Annotated in this window: 15 protein-coding genes and 1 pseudogene; 4 read left to right on the forward strand and 12 right to left on the reverse strand. The window is 66.4% G+C overall.

The features are described 5' to 3' along the window. Window positions 1-74: 74 nt before the first annotated feature. The gene (locus KRR38_RS29645; RefSeq protein ID WP_217406978.1) at window positions 75-608 is read left to right on the forward strand and encodes a hypothetical protein; all 534 of its coding nucleotides are present in this window, start codon (window positions 75-77) and stop codon (window positions 606-608) included. Here the strand turns inward: KRR38_RS29645 and KRR38_RS29650 are convergent. The 9 genes and pseudogenes from KRR38_RS29650 to KRR38_RS29690 all read right to left on the reverse strand — a co-directional run bounded on the left by KRR38_RS29650 (window position 605) and on the right by KRR38_RS29690 (window position 11,907). After that, a complete protein-coding gene (locus KRR38_RS29650; RefSeq protein ID WP_217406979.1) occupies window positions 605-1,240 on the reverse strand; it encodes a trimeric intracellular cation channel family protein in 636 nt (211 codons plus the stop codon). The genes KRR38_RS29645 and KRR38_RS29650 overlap by 4 nt on opposite strands. Before the next feature lie 269 nt (window positions 1,241-1,509). Further along, window positions 1,510-2,925 carry a dihydrolipoyl dehydrogenase gene (gene lpdA, locus KRR38_RS29655; protein ID WP_217406980.1) on the reverse strand — a complete coding sequence of 472 codons (1,416 nt, stop codon included), beginning with the start codon at window positions 2,923-2,925 and terminating at the stop codon, window positions 1,510-1,512. A gap of 24 nt (window positions 2,926-2,949) precedes the next feature. Continuing rightward, the gene (locus tag KRR38_RS29660; RefSeq protein ID WP_217406981.1) at window positions 2,950-3,291 is read right to left on the reverse strand and encodes a hypothetical protein; all 342 of its coding nucleotides are present in this window, start codon (window positions 3,289-3,291) and stop codon (window positions 2,950-2,952) included. A gap of 10 nt (window positions 3,292-3,301) precedes the next feature. After that, on the reverse strand, window positions 3,302-3,604 hold the full coding sequence (locus tag KRR38_RS29665; RefSeq protein ID WP_217406982.1) for a hypothetical protein: 303 nt from the start codon (window positions 3,602-3,604) through the stop codon (window positions 3,302-3,304). A 25-nt stretch (window positions 3,605-3,629) separates the two neighbouring features. After that, on the reverse strand, window positions 3,630-4,910 hold the full coding sequence (gene odhB, locus KRR38_RS29670) for a 2-oxoglutarate dehydrogenase complex dihydrolipoyllysine-residue succinyltransferase (RefSeq protein ID WP_217406983.1): 1,281 nt from the start codon (window positions 4,908-4,910) through the stop codon (window positions 3,630-3,632). Between the two features lie 47 nt (window positions 4,911-4,957). Beyond that, window positions 4,958-7,781, reverse strand: a pseudogene (locus tag KRR38_RS29675) (2-oxoglutarate dehydrogenase E1 component). Window positions 7,782-7,885: 104 nt separating this feature from the next. Further along, window positions 7,886-8,776, reverse strand: a complete 891-nt coding sequence (gene sucD, locus KRR38_RS29680) for a succinate--CoA ligase subunit alpha (RefSeq protein ID WP_217406984.1) — start codon at window positions 8,774-8,776, stop codon at window positions 7,886-7,888. 75 nt (window positions 8,777-8,851) lie between these two features. Then, window positions 8,852-9,811 (reverse strand): malate dehydrogenase, encoded by a 960-nt coding sequence (gene mdh / locus KRR38_RS29685; RefSeq protein ID WP_217406985.1) that lies wholly within the window; start codon window positions 9,809-9,811, stop codon window positions 8,852-8,854. Window positions 9,812-10,071: 260 nt separating this feature from the next. Continuing rightward, entirely contained in the window at window positions 10,072-11,907 is a 1,836-nt protein-coding gene (locus KRR38_RS29690) for a bifunctional diguanylate cyclase/phosphodiesterase (protein ID WP_254515034.1), read from the reverse strand. Between the two features lie 278 nt (window positions 11,908-12,185). Here KRR38_RS29690 and KRR38_RS29695 point away from each other — a divergent pair, with 278 nt between their 5' ends. Then, on the forward strand, window positions 12,186-13,100 hold the full coding sequence (locus KRR38_RS29695; protein WP_217406987.1) for a metal-dependent hydrolase: 915 nt from the start codon (window positions 12,186-12,188) through the stop codon (window positions 13,098-13,100). A 65-nt stretch (window positions 13,101-13,165) separates the two neighbouring features. On the opposite strand, the gene KRR38_RS29700 is transcribed toward KRR38_RS29695, so the two are convergent. The 3 genes from KRR38_RS29700 to KRR38_RS29710 form a co-directional block, all read right to left on the reverse strand. Then, window positions 13,166-13,477 carry a hypothetical protein gene (locus KRR38_RS29700; RefSeq protein WP_217406988.1) on the reverse strand — a complete coding sequence of 104 codons (312 nt, stop codon included), beginning with the start codon at window positions 13,475-13,477 and terminating at the stop codon, window positions 13,166-13,168. Between the two features lie 140 nt (window positions 13,478-13,617). Further along, window positions 13,618-14,766, reverse strand: a complete 1,149-nt coding sequence (locus KRR38_RS29705; RefSeq protein WP_254515036.1) for a cell wall hydrolase — start codon at window positions 14,764-14,766, stop codon at window positions 13,618-13,620. A 212-nt stretch (window positions 14,767-14,978) separates the two neighbouring features. Then, entirely contained in the window at window positions 14,979-15,140 is a 162-nt protein-coding gene (locus KRR38_RS29710) for a hypothetical protein (protein ID WP_217406989.1), read from the reverse strand. A 206-nt stretch (window positions 15,141-15,346) separates the two neighbouring features. On the opposite strand from KRR38_RS29710, the gene KRR38_RS29715 reads away from it, so the two are divergent. Both KRR38_RS29715 and KRR38_RS29720 read left to right on the forward strand, forming a co-directional pair. Further along, complete coding sequence (locus tag KRR38_RS29715; protein ID WP_217406990.1) at window positions 15,347-16,729, forward strand: surface lipoprotein assembly modifier; 1,383 nt, start codon at window positions 15,347-15,349, stop codon at window positions 16,727-16,729. Between the two features lie 52 nt (window positions 16,730-16,781). Beyond that, window positions 16,782-17,708 (forward strand): transferrin-binding protein-like solute binding protein, encoded by a 927-nt coding sequence (locus tag KRR38_RS29720; protein WP_217406991.1) that lies wholly within the window; start codon window positions 16,782-16,784, stop codon window positions 17,706-17,708. Window positions 17,709-17,873 lie beyond the last annotated feature (165 nt).

The following is a 17,873-nucleotide window of genomic DNA, read 5'->3' on the forward strand; positions in this document are numbered from 1 at the left end:
CTTCAATCGGTTCAGACTTGCGAAAGCGACTCTGTGCGAGTCGTGATACCTTGGGCATCAAGGGGTTGCTGGCCATGATCATTCTTCGCTCGCGTGCCGCCGCTGCGCTCGCCGCAGCCGCGGCGCTTTCGCTCACCGCCACGCCGGCCATGGCGCGCGGATGGCATCGTCACGGCGACGGGATCGACGGTGGCGATGTCGTAGCCGGACTGCTGATCTTCGGCGGCATTGCGGCGATTGCGGCTGCCGCGAGCAGCAAGTCGAACAAGGATCGCCAGGCGCGCGCGGACGACGGTTATCGTGACGACGGCTACCGGGATGACGGTTACCGCGACGACCGGGACTATCGCGATGACGGACAGCACTATGTGCCGCCGGCGAGCCGGTACAGCCCCGGTACCAGCAACTGGCGCTCCGGCGTCAGCGTCGACGGTGCGGTCGATGCCTGCGTCGGCGAGGTCGAGCGCGGGACGCGTTCGATCGACAGCATCGAGGCGGTCAACCGCGACGGCGATGGCTGGCGCGTTTCGGGCCGCGTCCGCGGCGGCAACGACTTCGCCTGTTCGGTCGCCGGCGATGGCCGCGTGCGGAGCGTCAGCGGGCTCTAATCGGCCTTCCTGCCGCCATAGACCGGTAGCGCCAGATCCCAGTGCATCGCCGCGCCGCGCAGGGCGAAGCCGGCCAGCGCGGCAAAGGCCCATACCAGTGCGGCCGGTAGGTGTAGCAGTGTGCCGACCACAGCCAACGTTGCAGTCAGCGCGGCCGCTGTCACGTAGAGTTCGCGCCGCATCAGGATCGACGGCTCGCCGGCGAGCACGTCGCGGATGATCCCGCCGACGCAGGCCGTGATCACACCCATCAGTGCTGCCGCCACGGGCGGCACGCCATAGCCGAGCGCCTTGACCGTCCCCAGCACCGAATAGGCGGCGAGGCCCGCGGCGTCGGCCCATTCGAGCAGGCGGCCCTGCCACCAGACATGCGGCGTGAACCAGGCGAGCAGCGGCACGGCGAGGCAGACGGGTGCCACCAGCGGATCATGGATCCAGAACACCCGCGCACCGATCAGCAGGTCGCGCACCGAGCCGCCGCCGACGCCGGTCACCAGTGCGAAGAAGCACATGGTAACGAAGTCCTGCCGCAGCCGCGCCGCGAGCAGCGCGCCGGTCAGTGCGAAGACGGCGATGCCGGACAGATCGAGCACCCGGACGAGCTCGGCGAGGGCGGGGACGGTCGGCGGCATCGTGCCGCCTATAGCATCATCCGCATGGAAGCGCAGGTCCGCTCCTACGGGCGCTGCGCAGGCTCGTTCGCGATGAGCGTCACGCAGCCGAGCGTGGCGGCGAACAGGCCGAAGCCGACGAGGACGAGCGCTTCGAAGTGGGAAGCGATAAAGTCGAACATGGTCTTCTCCAGAACGGGACGGCTCTTCCTGCCGCCCGCCTGGTTGCGAGGCTTTGATCGGGATCAAAATCGAACGCGGGCGCCGAAAAACGCCCGCGCATCCGGTGCCTACATATGGATCGGCTTGCCGCGTACCGCCATCGCCGCTTCCTTGACCGCTTCGGAGTGCGTCGGGTGGGCGTGGCAGGTATAGGCGATGTCCTCGCTGGTCGCGCCGAATTCCATCGCCTGCGCGGCCTGGGCGATCATAGTGCCGGCGACCGAGGCGATCATCCAGACGCCGAGCACGCGGTCGGTCTGGGCGTCGGCGATGACCTTGACGAAGCCATCGGTCTCGCGGTTGGTCTTGGCGCGGCTGTTGGCGAGCATCGGGAACTTGCCGACCTTCACCTCGCGCCCCTTGGCGGCCATGGCTTCCTTCGCCTGCTCTTCGGTCAGGCCGACGCCGGCGATCTCGGGCATCGTATAGACTACGGAGGGGATCACGTCGTGGTTCACGACGCCGATCTGCCCGGCGATGTTCTCGGCCACCGCGATGCCCTCGTCCTCAGCCTTGTGCGCGAGCATCGGGCCCGGGATGACGTCGCCAATCGCCCAGACGCCTGGGACCTTGGTCGCGAAGTCATGGCCGGTTTCGATCTGGCCGCGCTTGTTGAGCTCAAGCCCGATCTGATCGAGCCCGAGGCCTTCGGTGTTCGGCCGCCGCCCGATCGAAACGAGTACGCAGTCGGCTTCCAGCATTTCGGCTGCACCGCCCGCGGCGGGTTCGAGCGTCAGCGTGACCTTCTTGCCCTTGACCACGGCCTTGGTGACCTTGGTCGAGAGCTTGAACTCCATGCCCTGCTTCTTGAACAGCTTGCCGGCTTCCTTGCGGACCTCGCCGTCCATGCCGGGCAGCAGCTGGTCCAGGAATTCAACCACGGTGACCTTGGCGCCGAGCCGGCGCCAGACCGAACCCAGCTCGAGCCCGATCACGCCGCCGCCGATCACCACCATGTGCTCGGGCACGCGATCGAGCGCCAGCGCGCCCGTGCTGTCGACGATCAGGCCCTTGGCATTGTCGACTTCGACGCCGGGCAGCGGCGTCACCGACGAACCCGTGGCGATGACCACGTTCTTGGCGGTCACCGTCTTGCCAGCGACGGCGACGGTATGGGCATCGCGGAAGGCGGCGTGGCCCTGCAGCCAGTCGACCTTGTTCTTCTTGAACAGGAAGGCGACGCCGCCGGTCAGGTCCTTGACCGCATTGGCCTTCTCGCCCTGCAGCGCAGGCAGGTCGAGCTCGACGCCGCTGGTCTTGACGCCGAACTTGGCGAGCGTGCCGTGCGCGGCTTCCTCGAACAGTTCGGAGCCGTGGAGCAGCGCCTTCGAGGGAATGCAGCCGACGTTGAGGCAGGTACCGCCCAGCGTCTCGCGGCTTTCGGCACAGGCGGTCCTGAGCCCGAGCTGCGCTGCGCGGATCGCCGCGACATAGCCGCCCGGGCCAGCACCGATGACGAGGACGTCGTAGTCGTATTCAGCCATGATATCTCCGTCGGCCGCCGCCGCTTACTCTTGCATGGAAAACTGCTGCCCGGTGCGCGCTTCCCACTTCTTGCGATAGTCGTAGGGCGACGTTCCGGGCACCAGATAGGTGTAGAAGAACTTGATTGCATCGGTGCTCTGCGGGAAGCGGCCGATGTCGAACCAGCCGCCGCGCTCGGTATAGGTCACCAGCCACTCGCCATCCTGCCGGAACAGGCAGAGGCAGTTGTCGATCGGCTGGACGATCTCGCTGCGATCATAAGTCGCGGACCAGCGATGGCGGTCGACGCGCGACGCTTCGAGCGCGAAAGCCAGCAGGCTCAGCGTCTTGCGGTCTTCGCGCTCGATGATGTGGGGCGGCGTCATGGCTTGTCGATCAGCTGCTCGGGCTGGCAGCAGGCGGCTGCACCGTCTTCAGGCACTCGGCCATGATCGGGTTGGCCTGGCTCTCCGACATCGTCAGCTTGTCGCGCGCCGAATACTTCTTGTTGATCTCGGCGATCGTGCAGCCGCAGACCTTGCCGGCAATGTCGTTCGGCACGCCCGTCCGCGTCGCCGAGGCGACGCAGGACGAGACGAAGTTCTGGTCGAACTTCTCGCTGAACGCCTGTTCGCTCTTCTTCCCGCAAGCCGCCAGCGGCAGCGAGAGACACAGCAGAGCGAGCAGGGTTCCGCGCATCGGTACGTTCCTTTGGGCCGGTTCCTCAGAGGTCGATCAGCAGCCGCGTCGGGTCCTCGATCGCTTCCTTGATCGTCTTGAGCGCAGTCACCGCCTCGCGGCCGTCGATCAGGCGGTGGTCGTAGGAGAGCGCCAGGTACATCATCGGGCGGATGACGATCTCGCCGTTCCGCACCACGGCGCGGTCCTCGATCCGGTGCAGGCCGAGCACGGCCGACTGCGGCGGGTTGATGATCGGGGTGGACATGAGCCCGCCGAAGATGCCGCCGTTGGAGATGGTGAAAGTGCCGCCCTTCATGTCGTCCATCGTCAAGGAGCCGTCCTTGGCGCGCTTGCCGAGGTCGGCGATCGACTTCTCGATGTCGGCGAAGGACAGGCTGTCGACGTTGCGGACCACCGGCACGACGAGTCCGTTGGGCGCCGAGACCGCGACCGAGAGGTCGACATAGTCGAAATAGACGATCTCCTGAGCGCCTTCTGGGCCGTCGATCTGGGCATTGACCGCGGGGATGTCCTTGAGCGCCAGGCAGGCCGCCTTGGCGAAGAACGACATGAAGCCCAGCTTCACCCCGTGCTTCTTGACGAACAGGTCCTTGTAGCGGTCGCGCGCGGCGATCACTTCGGTCATGTCGACGTCGTTGAACGTGGTCAGCAGCGCTGCGGTATCCTGCGCGCTCTTGAGCCGCTTGGCGATCGTCTGGCGCAGCCGCGTCATCTTGACGCGTTCCTCGCGGCGCTCGCCCCCAAAGGCTGAACCGCTCGCGGGGGCGGGCGAAGGTGCTGGCGTCGGCGCGGGGGCAGGGGCCGAGACCGCCGGGGCGGGCGCGGCCTGCTTGGCCTGCGCGGCGTGGACGATGTCTTCCTTGGTCAGGCGGCCGTCCTTGCCCGTGCCGCGCACGGTCGAGGGGTCGATGCCATATTCGAGTACCGCGCGGCGCACCGAGGGGGAGAGCACCGCGGCGTCGCCTTCGGCCGCGGCGGGCGCTTCCTTCGGCGGCAGCGTGTCGGAGGCGGGCGGAATGGCCTTTTCCTCGCGCGGGGCGACCGGCGCGGCGCCGGCGACTGCGGTCGCATCCTCGATCGTCGCGATCAGCGCGCCGACCGCGACCGTGTCGCCTTCCTTGGCGATGTGCTGGCCCATGACGCCCGCGACCGGGGCCATGACGTCGATCGCGACCTTGTCGGTCTCGAGGCTGGCGATCGGCTCGTCGAGCTTCACCGGCTCACCGGGCTGCTTGAGCCAGGTGCCGATCGTGGCCTCGGACACCGATTCACCTAGAACGGGGACTTTGACTTCGCTTGACATCGTGGACCTTTCCTAGACCGCCCGACTTGAGCTGATACGGCCTGCGATCACTTCTTGCCGGAACGGCGGCGGATTTCGGAGCGGACCGACAGGCCCAGCGCATCGGCGACGAGCGCGCCCTGCTCGGCCTCGTGTCGCTTGGCGAGCCCGGTCGCGGGCGAGGCGCTGGCCGAGCGGCCGGCATAGCGGATCGCGCGGACCTTGCTCTTGGCTTCCTTGAGCGAGTCCTCGATCAGGTGCTCGACGAAGAACCAGGCCCCCCTGGTTCTTCGGCTCTTCCTGGCACCAGACCACCTCTTCAAGATTGGTCAGCTTGGCCAGGCGCAGCGCCAGCGGCTCGCCGGGGAACGGATAGAGCTGTTCGAGCCGGACCACGGTGACGTCCTTGAGCTCGGCCGCGTCGCGCGCTTCCATCAGGTCGTAGCCGACCTTGCCCGAGCAGAGCACGAGCTTCTTCACGGCCTCGTCGGCCGGCGGGGTGCGGTCCGACATGATGCGGCGGAAGTGGCTTGGGCCGACGAAATCCTCGAGCTCCGACTTCGCCAGCGGATGCCGCAGCAGCGACTTCGGCGTCATGATGATCAGCGGCTTGCGGAACGAGCGGTGCATCTGCCGGCGCAGCACGTGGAAGTAGTTCGACGGCGTCGTGATGTTGCAGACCTGGATGTTGTCCTGCGCGCAGAGCTGCAGGAAGCGTTCCAGGCGCGCCGACGAGTGCTCGGGGCCCTGGCCCTCGTAACCGTGCGGCAGCAGCAGGACGAGGCCGTTGGCGCGCAGCCACTTGGCTTCGGCCGCGGCGATGTACTGGTCGATGATGATCTGTGCGCCGTTGGCGAAGTCGCCGAACTGCGCTTCCCAGCAGACCAGCGTCTTGGGATCGGTCATCGCATAGCCGTACTCGAAGCCGAGCACGCCATATTCCGAAAGCGGGCTGTCGAGCACTTCGAAGCGGCCGTGCGGCACGGTCGCCAGCGGAATGTACTTGTTCTCGGTGTTCTGATCGACCCAGACCGCGTGGCGCTGGCTGAACGTGCCGCGGCCCGAGTCCTGGCCCGACAGGCGGACGCCGTAGCCTTCGGAGATCAGGCTGCCGAAAGCCAGCGCCTCGCCGGTCGCCCAGTCGAAGCCTTCGCCGGTCTTGAACGCCTGGCGCTTGCCGTCGAGCACGCGGTTCAGCGTCTTGTGGATCTCGAGCCCTTCGGGAACCGTGGTCAGCGTGCGGCCGAGGCTGTCGAGCAGCTTGGTCTCGATGCCGGTGGGCACGTTGCGGCGCGCGTTCTCGGGGTCGTTCGGCTTGTTGAAGCCGCTCCAGCGCCCGGCGAACCAGTCGGCCTCGTTGGGCTTGTAGCTCTTGGCCGCCTCGAACTCGGTTTCGAGCGTGGCGACGAAGTTCTCGGAGTATTCGCCGAGGTAGCCCGCGTCGATCACGCCTTCCTCGACCAGCCGCTTGGCATAGATCTCCGACACCGGCGGATGCTGGCGGATCTTGGCGTACATCAGCGGCTGGGTGAAGCTGGGCTCGTCGCCTTCGTTGTGACCGAAGCGGCGATAGCACCACATGTCGATCACCACGTCCTTGTCGAACTTCTGGCGGAAGTCGATGGCGAGCTTGCAAGCGAAGGTCACCGCCTCGGGATCGTCGCCGTTGACGTGGAAGATCGGCGCCTGGACGCCCTTGGCGACGTCCGACGGGTAGGGGCTGTTGCGCGCGAACTGCGGACTGGTGGTGAAGCCGATCTGGTTGTTGATGATGAAGTGCAGACAGCCGCCGGTGGCATAGCCGCGGATGCCCTGGAAGCCGAGGCATTCCCAGACGATGCCCTGGCCGGCGAAGGCGGCGTCGCCGTGCAGCAGCACGGGCAGAACCTGGTCCTTCTCGCCGAGGTCGTCGCGCATGGTCAGCGTGGCGCGGACCTTGCCGAGCACGACGGGATCGACCGTCTCGAGGTGCGAGGGGTTGGGCACAAGACTCATGTGCACCTTGATCCCGTCGAACTCGCGGTCGGTCGAGGTGCCGAGGTGGTACTTGACGTCGCCCGAGCCGCCGACGTCCTCGGGGTTGGCCGAGCCGCCCGAGAATTCGTGGAAGATCACGCGGTAGGGTTTGGCCATGACATTGGCGAGGACGTTGAGGCGGCCGCGGTGCGACATGCCGACGACGATCTCGCGCACGCCCATCTGGCCGCCGCGCTTGATCACGGCTTCGAGCGCCGGGATCATCGATTCACCGCCGTCGAGGCCGAAGCGCTTGGTGCCGACGTACTTGCGGCCGAGGAACTTCTCGTACTGCTCGCCGCGGACGACGGCCTGGAGGATCGCCTTCTTGCCGAGAATGGTGAAGTCGATCGACTTGTCGGCGCCTTCCATGCGGTCCTGGAGGAAGCGGCGTTCCTCCACGTCCGAGATGTGCATGTATTCGAGGCCGACCTTGCCGCAGTAGTTGGCGCGCAGGATCGCGACGAGCTCGCGGATAGTCGACCATTGCAGGCCGAGGAAGCCGCCGACGAAGATCTTGCGATCGAGCGCGGCGCCCGAGAAACCGTGATATTCGGGCGAGAGATCGGCCGGGATTTCCTCGCTGGCCAGGCCCAGCGGATCGAGATCGGCCGCCAGGTGGCCGCGCACGCGGTAGGTGCGGATCAGCAGCATCGCGCGCAGCGAGTCCGACGCCGCGGCTTCGAGCGCACCTTCGTCAAGCGGCGCGCCGGCCTTCTCGGTGGCGGCCTTGACGGCGGCCTTCATCACGGTCGGGTCGAGCGCCTGGGTCAGGTCGTCCTCGTCCGCTCCGCCGACCAGCGGCCAGCCGGCACGCTGCCAGCTCGGACCCGGCTGGGGATCGTCGGGAAGGAAGTCGAAGTTTTCGTTACCCATAGCGCGCAACCTCATGTGCCCCCGCGCGGCGCGGGAGCCTCAGGTATTTGCAGGGGAGCGCGAGTGCCGCGCTCCCACGGATGTACCTCCAGAAACGGGAGGTGTTATGCGAGTTCCTTGAGCAGGCCCGAAAGCGTCGTGCCGAGCTCCGAAGGCGAGGGGCTCACGCGGATGCCCGCGGCTTCCATCGCCGCGATTTTGTCCTCGGCGCCGCCCTGGCCGCCCGAGACGATCGCGCCGGCGTGGCCCATGCGGCGGCCCGGAGGCGCCGTGCGGCCGGCGATGAAGCCGACCATCGGCTTGCGGCGGCCCTTCTTGGCCTCGTCGCGCAGGAACTGCGCGGCTTCTTCCTCGGCCGAACCGCCGATCTCGCCGATCATGATGATCGACTTGGTCGCGTCGTCCGCGAGGAACAGCTCGAGCACGTCGATGAAGTTGGTGCCGTTGACCGGGTCGCCGCCGATGCCGACCGCGGTGGTCTGGCCGAGGCCTTCGTTGGTCGTCTGGAACACGGCTTCATAGGTCAGCGTGCCCGAACGCGAGACGACGCCGACCGAGCCCTTCGAGAAGATCGAGCCGGGCATGATGCCGATCTTGCATTCGCCGGGGGTCAGGACGCCGGGGCAGTTCGGGCCGATCAGGCGCGACTTCGAGCCCGACAGCGCGCGCTTGACGCGGACCATGTCGAGCACCGGAATGCCCTCGGTGATCGCGACGATCAGCTCGATCTGCGCGTCGATCGCCTCGAGGATCGCGTCGGCGGCACCCGCCGGCGGAACGTAGATGCAGCTCGCCGTGGCGCCCGTTGCGGCCTTCGCTTCGGCGACGGTGTCGAACTGCGGCAGGTTCAGGTGGCTCTGGCCGCCCTTGCCGGGGGTCACGCCCGCGACCATCTGCGTGCCGTATGCCAGCGCCGCTTCGGTGTGGAAGCTGCCGGTCGAGCCGGTCATGCCCTGGGTGATGACCTTGGTGTTCTTGTCGACGAGAATGGACATTCAGTGCTCCTGGGGAGGAAGTTTGGGTCCTTGGGCCGAATTCTATCGGCCCCTGAAAATCAACCGAGGCTTAAATCAACCGAGGCTCGGGTCGATGCCCTTGCAGGCAACCAGCAGTTCCTTGACCGCGTCGATCGACACCTGGAGGCCGGCCTTGGCCGTGGCATCCAGCTCGATCTCGATCACTTCCTCGACGCCGCCGGCGCCGATGATCACGGGGACGCCGACATAGAGGTCGTCGATGCCGTACTTGCCCTGGACGCGCGCGGCGCAGGGCAGGACGCGCTTCTGGTCGCCCAGATAGCTCTCGGCCATGCTGATCGCCGAGGCGGCAGGCGCGTAGAACGCCGAGGTGCCCATCAGGCCGACGATCTCGCCGCCGCCGTTGGCGGTGCGCTTGATGATCGCGTCGATCTTGTCCTGGGTCGTGCGGCCCATCTTGATCAGGTCGGGAACCGGGATGCCCTTGACGGTCGAATAGGCTGCGACGGGGACCATCGTGTCGCCGTGGCCGCCGAGCACGAAGCTGGAAACGTCACGCACCGAGACGCCGAATTCCTGGGCGAGGAAGGTCGAGAAGCGCGCCGAGTCGAGCACGCCGGCCATGCCGACGACCTTGTTGTGCGGCAGGCCCGAGAATTCGCGCAGCGCCCAGACCATCGCATCGAGCGGATTGGTGATGCAGATGACGAAAGCGTCGGGGGCGTTGGCCTTGATGCCTTCGCCGACGGCCTTCATGACCTTGAGGTTGATGCCCAGCAGGTCGTCGCGGCTCATGCCCGGCTTGCGGGGCACGCCGGCGGTGACGATGATGACGTCCGCGCCCGCGATGTCCTTGTAGTCGTTGGTGCCCTTGACGTCGACGTCGTAGCCTTCGACCGGGCCGCACTGCAGCAGGTCGAGCGCCTTGCCCTGGGGAACGCCCTCGACGATGTCGAACAGGACGACATCGCCCAGTTCCTTCTGCGCGGCCAGGTGGGCCAGCGTGCCGCCGATGTTGCCAGCGCCGATGAGGGCGATCTTCTTGCGAGCCATGGGTAGACAGTCCTTCAGTGGGCGCATCGTGCGCGTCGGCGGAAGGCAGCCTGCTCGTGTCCCGCGGGGCAGGCGCCGGGTTTTCGTGAGGTGCCCTAGGCGCGTGAAACGCGCATTGCAACCGCGAAAAGAACCGGGAAACACGGATTTATCAGGGTTTTTGCGATAACAGTTCGCAATAGCAAGAGAGCCTTCAAAAGAGGCCCCGAAGCGATCCACGCTGGGTCATTTCATGGCCGCGGCCATGGCAGATTTGTGACTTAGCCGCGCCGCCGAGTCTTGCCGCTGGCGCTCTCGCGTTCCTTGGCGAGCAGCATGGCGGCGAGGTAGTCGGGCACCGGGCGGCTGAAGTAATAGCCCTGGCCGAGCGTACAGCCGGCTTCGGAAACGGCGCGGACCTGCTCGATCGTCTCCAGACCCTCGGCGACGATCTCCATGCCCAGCGTCGCGCCCATGCCCGAGACCGCGCGGATAATCGCGTCGCTCTTCTTACCCTGGTTGATGCCCGAGACGAAGCTGCGGTCGACCTTGATCTTCGAGAACGGATACTTGTTCAGATAGCCCAGCGAGGAGTAGCCCGTGCCGAAATCGTCGAGCGCGAAGCGCACGCCGGCGTCGGCCAGCTCGTTTATGAAGTTCTCGGTGTTCTGGCTGTGGTCGAGCAGGACGGTCTCGGTGATCTCGAGCTCGAGCCGCGCGGGGGATAGCTTGGCGTCGCGCAGCGCCGAGAGGATGCCCAGCGCGGCGCCCGGCGCCTTGATCTGCAGCGGCGAGAGGTTGACCGCGATCGTGATGTCCTCGGGCCACTGCGCCGCGGCCTTGGCCGCCTGGGCAGTGATCCAGTTGCCCAGCGTGATGATCGCGCCGGTTTCCTCGGCAACGGGGATGAATTCGTCGGGGCGCAGTTCGCCCTTCTCGGGATGGAACCAGCGCACCAGCGCCTCGAAGGCGCGGATGCGGCCGGTCTCGAGATCGACCAGCGGCTGGAAGAAGATCGACAGCTCGTCGCGCTGGAGCGCGAGACGCAGCTCGGTCTCGATCTCGCGGCGGCGGACGAGGTTGCGCGTCATCGACGGGTCGAAGAAGGTGACCTGCTTGCGGCCGTTGACCTTCGAGCGATAGAGCGCGAGGTCCGCGCCCTGCATCAGCGTGTCGAAGTCCTCGCCGTCGTCGGGGAGCAGGGCGATGCCCATCGAGCTGGCGATTTCGAGCCGATCGTCGTCGATGCGGATCGGCCGGCTGATCTCGTCCATCATGCGGCTGGCGAGTTGCTCGACCTCGCGGCGGCCGGTCATCTCGCAGGCGACGATGAATTCGTCGCCGCCGAAGCGGGCGACGGTGGCTTCGCTGGGGGCGCAGGCCTTCAGGCGGCTGGCGATTTCGGCGAGGAGCTTGTCGCCGGTCTGGTGGCCCAGGGAGTCGTTGACCTCCTTGAAGCGGTCGAGGTCCATCCAGAACAGCGCGAATTTCTTGTCCGGATCGATCTTTGGAAGTTGTTCGGCGAGATGGTGGTTCAGGCCGGCGCGGTTGAGCAGGCCGGTGACCACGTCCGAGCGGGCAAGCACCTGCATCTTTTCGGCGAGGCGGGAGCTGGTCTCCGCGGCAGCGATCGAATTGCGCAACACCCTGAAAACATTGACCGCGATGGAAATCATCGCCAGCGCAAAGAGTGCCAGCGACGCCGCCAGGAACCTGGGGGCGATGCCTGGCTTGCTTATCAGCACGATGCAGGCGGGCGTGATGGAAAGCATGAGCTGGCCGATGGCGATCGGCAGCCTGCCTGCATTGCGCGCGCTGATGCCCGCGCCGTAGCCAATGGCGGCGGTAAAGGTCATCAGCTGGATTATGGTCGGCGCATCCAGGGCGATGCAGGCGGCGGCGAGCGTGCCGAGCGCCGTTGCATAACTGAAGGCGCCGGTCTCGAATACCCGTTCGAGCAGCTTGGTGTTGCCCTGCTTTCGATAGGGCAACGAATAGGCGACAATCACGCGCGATATGGCGACGGCAGCAACGATGGCCGCAATCACGGTAATGGTGGGATTTTTGGAGTCGTGAGCGGCAACGGCGCTGGTCGTCACGCCAACCATCGCGCCCATCGCAAGGCTCGAAGGATTTTGATACAGGCTCTCGACCAGAATCCGGCGGACCCTGTCGTCTATAGCATCGGTGCCGAGCCGCACCCGCTTCTTATTGAAGTAGCCTTTAATCGCGCGCTCCAGACTTGCACCACGATCCATAGCCAGTGGGGGTGATCGAATGGTTAATGGCCGGTGGAAAAACAGGTTAGCGTTACGCCTTGCTGATCGCCAGAATTAAGCCTGGTTGTCCGCAGAAACAGCTTGCCCTGGATTCGTATGGTTAATATTTCCTCAATATGGGCACTCAGGCGCAAGAGCAGCTAAAAGGTCGGGCGGTTCCGCCGCTAATTGGCGGCGAGGCCCGATCATCGCCCGAAGAACACGGGCTGATCGTTCGCGATGACCGATTTTGCCGAACCGACCGGCCCTCGCGCTGGTGGATGAAGGGCGATCCGGTCGCGACGGCCTGGTTCAATTCCGTATCCGCCAGCCTGCCCCGCGGCGAGGCGTTCTTCATCGACACGATGAAGAATTTCCGTGACGAAATGCCGCCGGGCCTCGCAACCGAAGTTCGCGATTTCATCCGTCAGGAAATCAACCACACCCGCGAACACGTCGCCTTCAACCGCATCGTTGCCGACCATGGATACGATGTCGAATCCATTGAGCGCGGGATCGCCGACATGCTCTCGCTCGCCGAGGGCCGGCCGCGCGAAGTCAATCTTGCAGTGTCGATCGCTCTCGAACACTTCGCCGCCTCGATCAGTCACGAGTTGCTGGCCGATCCCTCCTATCTTGCTGGCGCCGAGCATGAGCCGGCCGAGCTGTGGCGCTGGCATGCCGCGGAGGAAATCGAGCACAAGGGCTTGGTTTTCGACGTCTGGCTCCACGTCACGCGCGACTGGAGTGCGTGGAAGCGCTGGAAGACGATGGCGCTGGTCGCTCTGCTCATCACCCGCAAGTATTTCCGCAATCGCGTGCGTGACGCGCTGGGACTGATGGCCCAGGACGGGTTGACCGGCTGGCGGGCACGGACGCGGCTCTACTGGTACCTGTGGGGCAACCCCGGAATGATCCGGCGGCTGTTGCCGCATTGGGGCCGCATCCTTCTGCCCGGTTTCAAACCTTGGGATCTGGACAATAGCGGCCTGATCCGGCTCTATCGCCAGCGGGACGAGACGGCTGCGCCCGCGCTGGTTCAGGCGGAATAGAGCGGGCGGTTCAGCGGTTTCGGCTTTCCGGTTCTTGCGCTAGCTGACCGCCGTCGAGGCGCTATTCAGCCGTGGTTCGCCGCGTCCTGGCGGGCGGCGACGGCATCGGCCATGCGCCGGTCGAGCATCCGGCAAATGCCCAGCCACCAGCGGTACTGGCTGTTGTCGCCGGCGAAGAAAGCGGTCTCGGCCATGTCGCGAGCGGCATTGGCGGCGCCGAGGCCATGCGCGGCGAAATGGCGCAGCGCCGCGCGCAGCATCCGGTCGTCGCCGAGGCCGCCGGCGTTGTCGTTCACCGCCTCGCGGGGAAAAGCGCCGCCGAGCACGTTGCGCAGATGGCTGTCTCCAGGGTCGGCGGCAGCGTAACGGATCATCATTGCGGCAAGCACTCCGGCAAATTCTTGCCGCCTTACCTAGAGGCCCACACCTAAGCCTTGGTTCTGGCCTATGGTTGCCGCACTGTTCACCATATTGTCAGTTAGCGCCAATCGGTTGGCGCCAATTGTTGGATGGGCTGTCAGTTGCCCGGCTCGGCGATCCAGCGGCCGCTCTGTTCGTACTCGGGAAGCACGCCGGTGGAAGCGGGTAGGCCGTCGCCGCGATAGAGCGCATCGCCGCCGCGGCGCTGGAGTTCGGCCGAATAGACCGGCGCCGCATAGACAGGCGCCGCTGCCTTGGCCGCGACCAGGCCTGCGGGGGCATTGGTCTGGGCCAGCTTGAGCCCGGCATCGTAGGCGCGCTGGATGGCGACCGGATCGGGCGCGGCCGCTTCGACGGCGTCCAACACCGCGCCGCGCTGGTGCGGCTGGGCCAGCGGCTCGCCGCCGGCATAGGCGAAACGGAAGGTCCCGGGCGCCCCGGCTGCGCCGCCGAAGCGGTAGAAGCGGTGCGCGCCGATCGTCCCGAGGTAGGTCAGCGTCGGCGCCCAGTAGGGATGGACCGCGACCGTGTGGTAATGCGTGGCGAGGCCGACCGGCGCATAGACGTAGCCCGACAGGGCATCGCGCGCGACATCCTCGGCGCGCTGCCAGAACATGCGGACAGGCACGCGTGCCAGCGATCCGTCGCAGGTGAAGCTGAACTGGCAGCCGGTGTTCTTCTCCGACCCCTGATAGACCACGCCGCAGACCGTCTTGGGATAGGCCGGATGCGCGACGCGGTTGAGCACGACCTGCGCCACGGCGCGCTGGCCGGCGTCGGGCTCGCTCGCCGCTTCGTAATAGATCGCCGCGGTCAGGCATTGCAGTGCGCGGCTGCGGTCGACCCCGCTGTTGTCGACGCGCAGCGCCCGCGCGGCGGGACCGACCGGATCGAGCAGGGTCGGAGCGGCCTCGGCATCCGAATGGACGCCCTGGTCCAGCCGTGCGGGCGCCGGATCGTTCGACAGGTAATAGAACGCCGCGCCGGGAAAGCTGTCGCCCGGCCGCTCGAAAGGCATCGGGGTTACCGCCTGCTCGGCGCGGCCGGCGGGGTCGATCTCGAAACTCCAATCGGCTGGAGCCGCAAAGGCCGGCAGCGCGACGGCTGCCGCCAGGACGACCGCGCGCCGCCCATAGTGCCGAGGCGCCTTGACCGCGCGCAGGCTGCGCACGCGCGACCGCCGGATCCGCGCGGAGAAATCGCGCGGGGGCAGATCGTTCAGAGTCATGGCATCGGTCGGGTTCATCGGCCTCGCTGGTCGCTACGCGCGGGAACCCGCGTATCGTCTCGGGCGCCGCTCCGCAGCCGGGGATTTCCCGGCGTACCGAAGCGGCACAGTGCCAGCTCATAGCCTTAAGGGTTTAACCAATCGCCCTCGGAGACCCTGCGGCAAGGTGCGCAGGACGCGCAAAGGCCTCTCCGCGGGGGCGAAGAGGCTGTGTTCAATGGAAGTGCGGTTCAGAGTTCGGGGAACAGCCGGGTCTTGTGCGGCTCGGTCGATTCCGTGCCCATCTTGCGCCGCAGGTTGCGGTGCAGATCGAACAGCAGCGAGCCCGTGGCGAACCTTTCGTCGCGGCCAAAGAAGCGGCGGCGATAGCGGGCGAGGGTGCCTAGGGACATGATCCTTCCTCTCGGCGGTGGTCGAATTGCGACCCCTTTCCAGCGCGGCGGGGGGTGGGGGAGGAGCGCCGGAAAGGGATCGTCGATCCTGTAACGCGGACAGGGCGGGAGAGTTCCTGCAGGCTATGATGATCGGGTCCGGTTGCCGCTGCTGGTAATGTCGGTGGTGGATGCTTTGGCGGCTTTCCAAGTCCGCGGCGATTGCTATGAGCCGCAGCGGAAACAGAGGTTCGGGGAAGGGGCAGGTCATTCTTCGCTATTCGACGGCGGTCGCCGCCCTGCTGCTCGCGCCCGGCGCGCAGGCGGCGGACGCACCGCCTGCCTCCCGACCGGCTCCATCGCAGTCGGTCACGCTGTCGCCGGCCCAGCTGTTCGAGCTGGCGGACCGCGCGCGCGACGCCGGCGATTTCGCCGTGGCCGAGACCGCCTATCGCGCGCTCGCGGAAAATCCCGACATCGAGCTGCGCAGCGAAGCGCGTTTCCGGCTTGGCCTGATGCTGGCCGACCGCATGGGCAAATACCGCGACGCGGCGGTGATCTTCCGCCAGATCCTCGACGAGAAGCCCAAAGCCGCGCGTGTCCGGCTCGAGCTGGCGCGGATGCAGGTGCTGATGGGCAATGCCGGCGCGGCCGAGCGCGAGTTCCGCGCGGTCGAGGCGACGACCACGCTGCCGCCCGATGTCGAGCGCATGGTCCGCTTCTACGCCAATGCGATGGGTGCCCGGAAGCCCTTCGGCGGCTCGATCGAGGTTGCGCTCGCGCCCGACAGCAACGTCAACCGCGCGACGCGTTCGGACACGCTGGGCACGGTGATCGGCGACTTCACGCTCGACGACAATGCCAAGGCGCGCTCGGGCGTGGGGCTCGACCTGCGCGGCCAGGCCTATGTCCGCCTGCCCGCGAGCAATGCCATGGACCTGCTGGCCCGCGTCGGCGGCAGCGGCAGCTTCTACCGCGCGCACGAATTCGACGACTATGCCCTGTCCCTCCAGGCCGGTCCCGAATTCACCGTCGGCCGCGACACCATCGCGCTGTCGGCCGGGCCAGCCTGGCGCTGGTACGGCACCGATCCCTACACGCTGGCGCTGGGCGGCAGTGCCAGCTGGCAGCATCCCTACGGCAAGCGTGCGGAGATCCGCGTCGAGGGCGGCTACACCTACGTCGACAACCGCCGCAACGACCTCCAGGATGCAGACAACTTCTCGCTCTCGGCCCAGCTCGACCGCGCCTTCACCGCGCGCGCCGGCGGCGGTCTGCAGCTTTATGCCAACCGCGAGGCGGCGCGCGACCCCGGCTATTCGACGACCAGCGGCGGCGTCAGCCTCTACGCCTTCCGCGAGCTGGGGCGGACGACGGCCGTGGTCTCGGCCGGCTACAGCCACCTCGAAGCCGACGATCGCCTGTTCCTCTATCCGAAGCGACGCATCGAAGACCGCTTTACCGCCAGCCTCGCCGGTACCTTCCGTTCGCTCCGCATCCGTAGTTTCGCGCCCTTTGCAAGGCTGCGCTGGGAACGTAACAAATCGACCATAGAGATATACGATTACAACCGGATAAGCGGTGAATTCGGTCTGACATCGGCGTTTTGACGGGGGTGCCATGGGTATCAGGCGTTCGTGGGCGGAACGGGCGCCTGCTCTGATGATCGGTCTCATGCTGACGGGGTGCGGGAGTGGCGAAAGCGGTAGCGTGGTGAGCACGCCAACGCCGACCCCTGCCAGCTACACCAAGCTCTCCGACATGTCGGGCGACAGAACTCTCCAGACGGCGGGGGTGCAGTATTCGCAGACGGTTGCGACAGGCGTGACCAACAGTACGTCGCAGCCGCTCGGCAGCGGATTTAGTCTAGCCTATACCGCATCGTCCGATTCCTATAAGCTCACCGCTTCCGACGGCACATCGGTCACGTTTTTGCCATTGGATCGTCAGCCTACATCGCCGTCGATGCCGAATGTCCAGCATTGGGCCCAGCGAACCCTGGCCTGCCTGGACAATTTTTTCCTTACCGCCCCCACGGTAGGAGGTGTGGCGCTCAGCTATACGGTCATCGCGAACTGGCAGCATAGTCCTGACCTAGCGGTGGCTGATGTCCGGCTTGCGGTGGGCGGTGTGCCGACGCTTGCCAGCGACATGCCGCGCACGGGAAGCGCGACCTATGTGGCGGCACTCGACGGCTTTGCCCAAGGCGGAAGCTATTTGCTTGGCGACGGAAGCACGGCGGCCTTCTCGGCCGACTTTGCACACAACTCGGTGTCGACCGCGATGACGCTGGCCGGGACTCCAGTGCTTCCAGGTGGATCGATCACGCCATTTGGCACCTTCAACGGAACGGGCACGATCAGCAGCACCAGTCCGGGATTCACGGGAACGCTGAACGGCAATGGCGCGACCGGCTTGTTCTCGGGCGCTTTCTTCGGGCCGAAGGCGGGGGGAGATGGCTTATGCCTGGTACCTCAACGGCGCCAATTTCAATGGCGCGGGAACCGTGGTCGGGCGCAAGCAGTAAGGCGCACCCAAGGCTCGTCGAAGTGTAATAAAACCACAACAGAACTGTCGGACCCGAACTGATCGCAGGCGCATTTCCGAATCGCGTCCGCATTCTGACAGGGGCTTGGGATGAACGTGCACGGATGGCGGGCGGTGCAGGCTTCTGCGCTGGCCATGGGCCTTGCCTTGGCCGGCTGCGGTGCTGGGAGCAGTGGAGGCGGCGTGGCGAGTACGCCCACTCCGACG

Source organism: Novosphingobium sp. G106 (assembly GCF_019075875.1).
Classification (GTDB): Bacteria; Pseudomonadota; Alphaproteobacteria; order Sphingomonadales; family Sphingomonadaceae; genus Novosphingobium.

Bases quoted from the DNA above. Each gene is read 5' to 3' on its own strand.
- KRR38_RS29665 (WP_217406982.1), bottom strand. From the start codon at position 3,604: ATGCGCGGAACCCTGCTCGCTCTGCTGTGTCTCTCGCTGCCGCTGGCG.
- KRR38_RS29645 (WP_217406978.1), top strand. From the start codon at position 75: ATGATCATTCTTCGCTCGCGTGCCGCCGCTGCGCTCGCCGCAGCCGCG.
- KRR38_RS29710 (WP_217406989.1), bottom strand. From the start codon at position 15,140: ATGTCCCTAGGCACCCTCGCCCGCTATCGCCGCCGCTTCTTTGGCCGC.
- KRR38_RS29695 (WP_217406987.1), top strand. From the start codon at position 12,186: ATGGGCACTCAGGCGCAAGAGCAGCTAAAAGGTCGGGCGGTTCCGCCG.
- mdh (WP_217406985.1), bottom strand. From the start codon at position 9,811: ATGGCTCGCAAGAAGATCGCCCTCATCGGCGCTGGCAACATCGGCGGC.
- KRR38_RS29720 (WP_217406991.1), top strand. From the start codon at position 16,782: ATGATCGGTCTCATGCTGACGGGGTGCGGGAGTGGCGAAAGCGGTAGC.
- lpdA (WP_217406980.1), bottom strand. From the start codon at position 2,925: ATGGCTGAATACGACTACGACGTCCTCGTCATCGGTGCTGGCCCGGGC.
- KRR38_RS29715 (WP_217406990.1), top strand. From the start codon at position 15,347: ATGAGCCGCAGCGGAAACAGAGGTTCGGGGAAGGGGCAGGTCATTCTT.
- KRR38_RS29705 (WP_254515036.1), bottom strand. From the start codon at position 14,766: ATGAACCCGACCGATGCCATGACTCTGAACGATCTGCCCCCGCGCGAT.
- KRR38_RS29700 (WP_217406988.1), bottom strand. From the start codon at position 13,477: ATGATGATCCGTTACGCTGCCGCCGACCCTGGAGACAGCCATCTGCGC.
- odhB (WP_217406983.1), bottom strand. From the start codon at position 4,910: ATGTCAAGCGAAGTCAAAGTCCCCGTTCTAGGTGAATCGGTGTCCGAG.
- KRR38_RS29690 (WP_254515034.1), bottom strand. From the start codon at position 11,907: ATGGGCGCGATGGTTGGCGTGACGACCAGCGCCGTTGCCGCTCACGAC.
- KRR38_RS29660 (WP_217406981.1), bottom strand. From the start codon at position 3,291: ATGACGCCGCCCCACATCATCGAGCGCGAAGACCGCAAGACGCTGAGC.
- sucD (WP_217406984.1), bottom strand. From the start codon at position 8,776: ATGTCCATTCTCGTCGACAAGAACACCAAGGTCATCACCCAGGGCATG.
- KRR38_RS29650 (WP_217406979.1), bottom strand. From the start codon at position 1,240: ATGCCGCCGACCGTCCCCGCCCTCGCCGAGCTCGTCCGGGTGCTCGAT.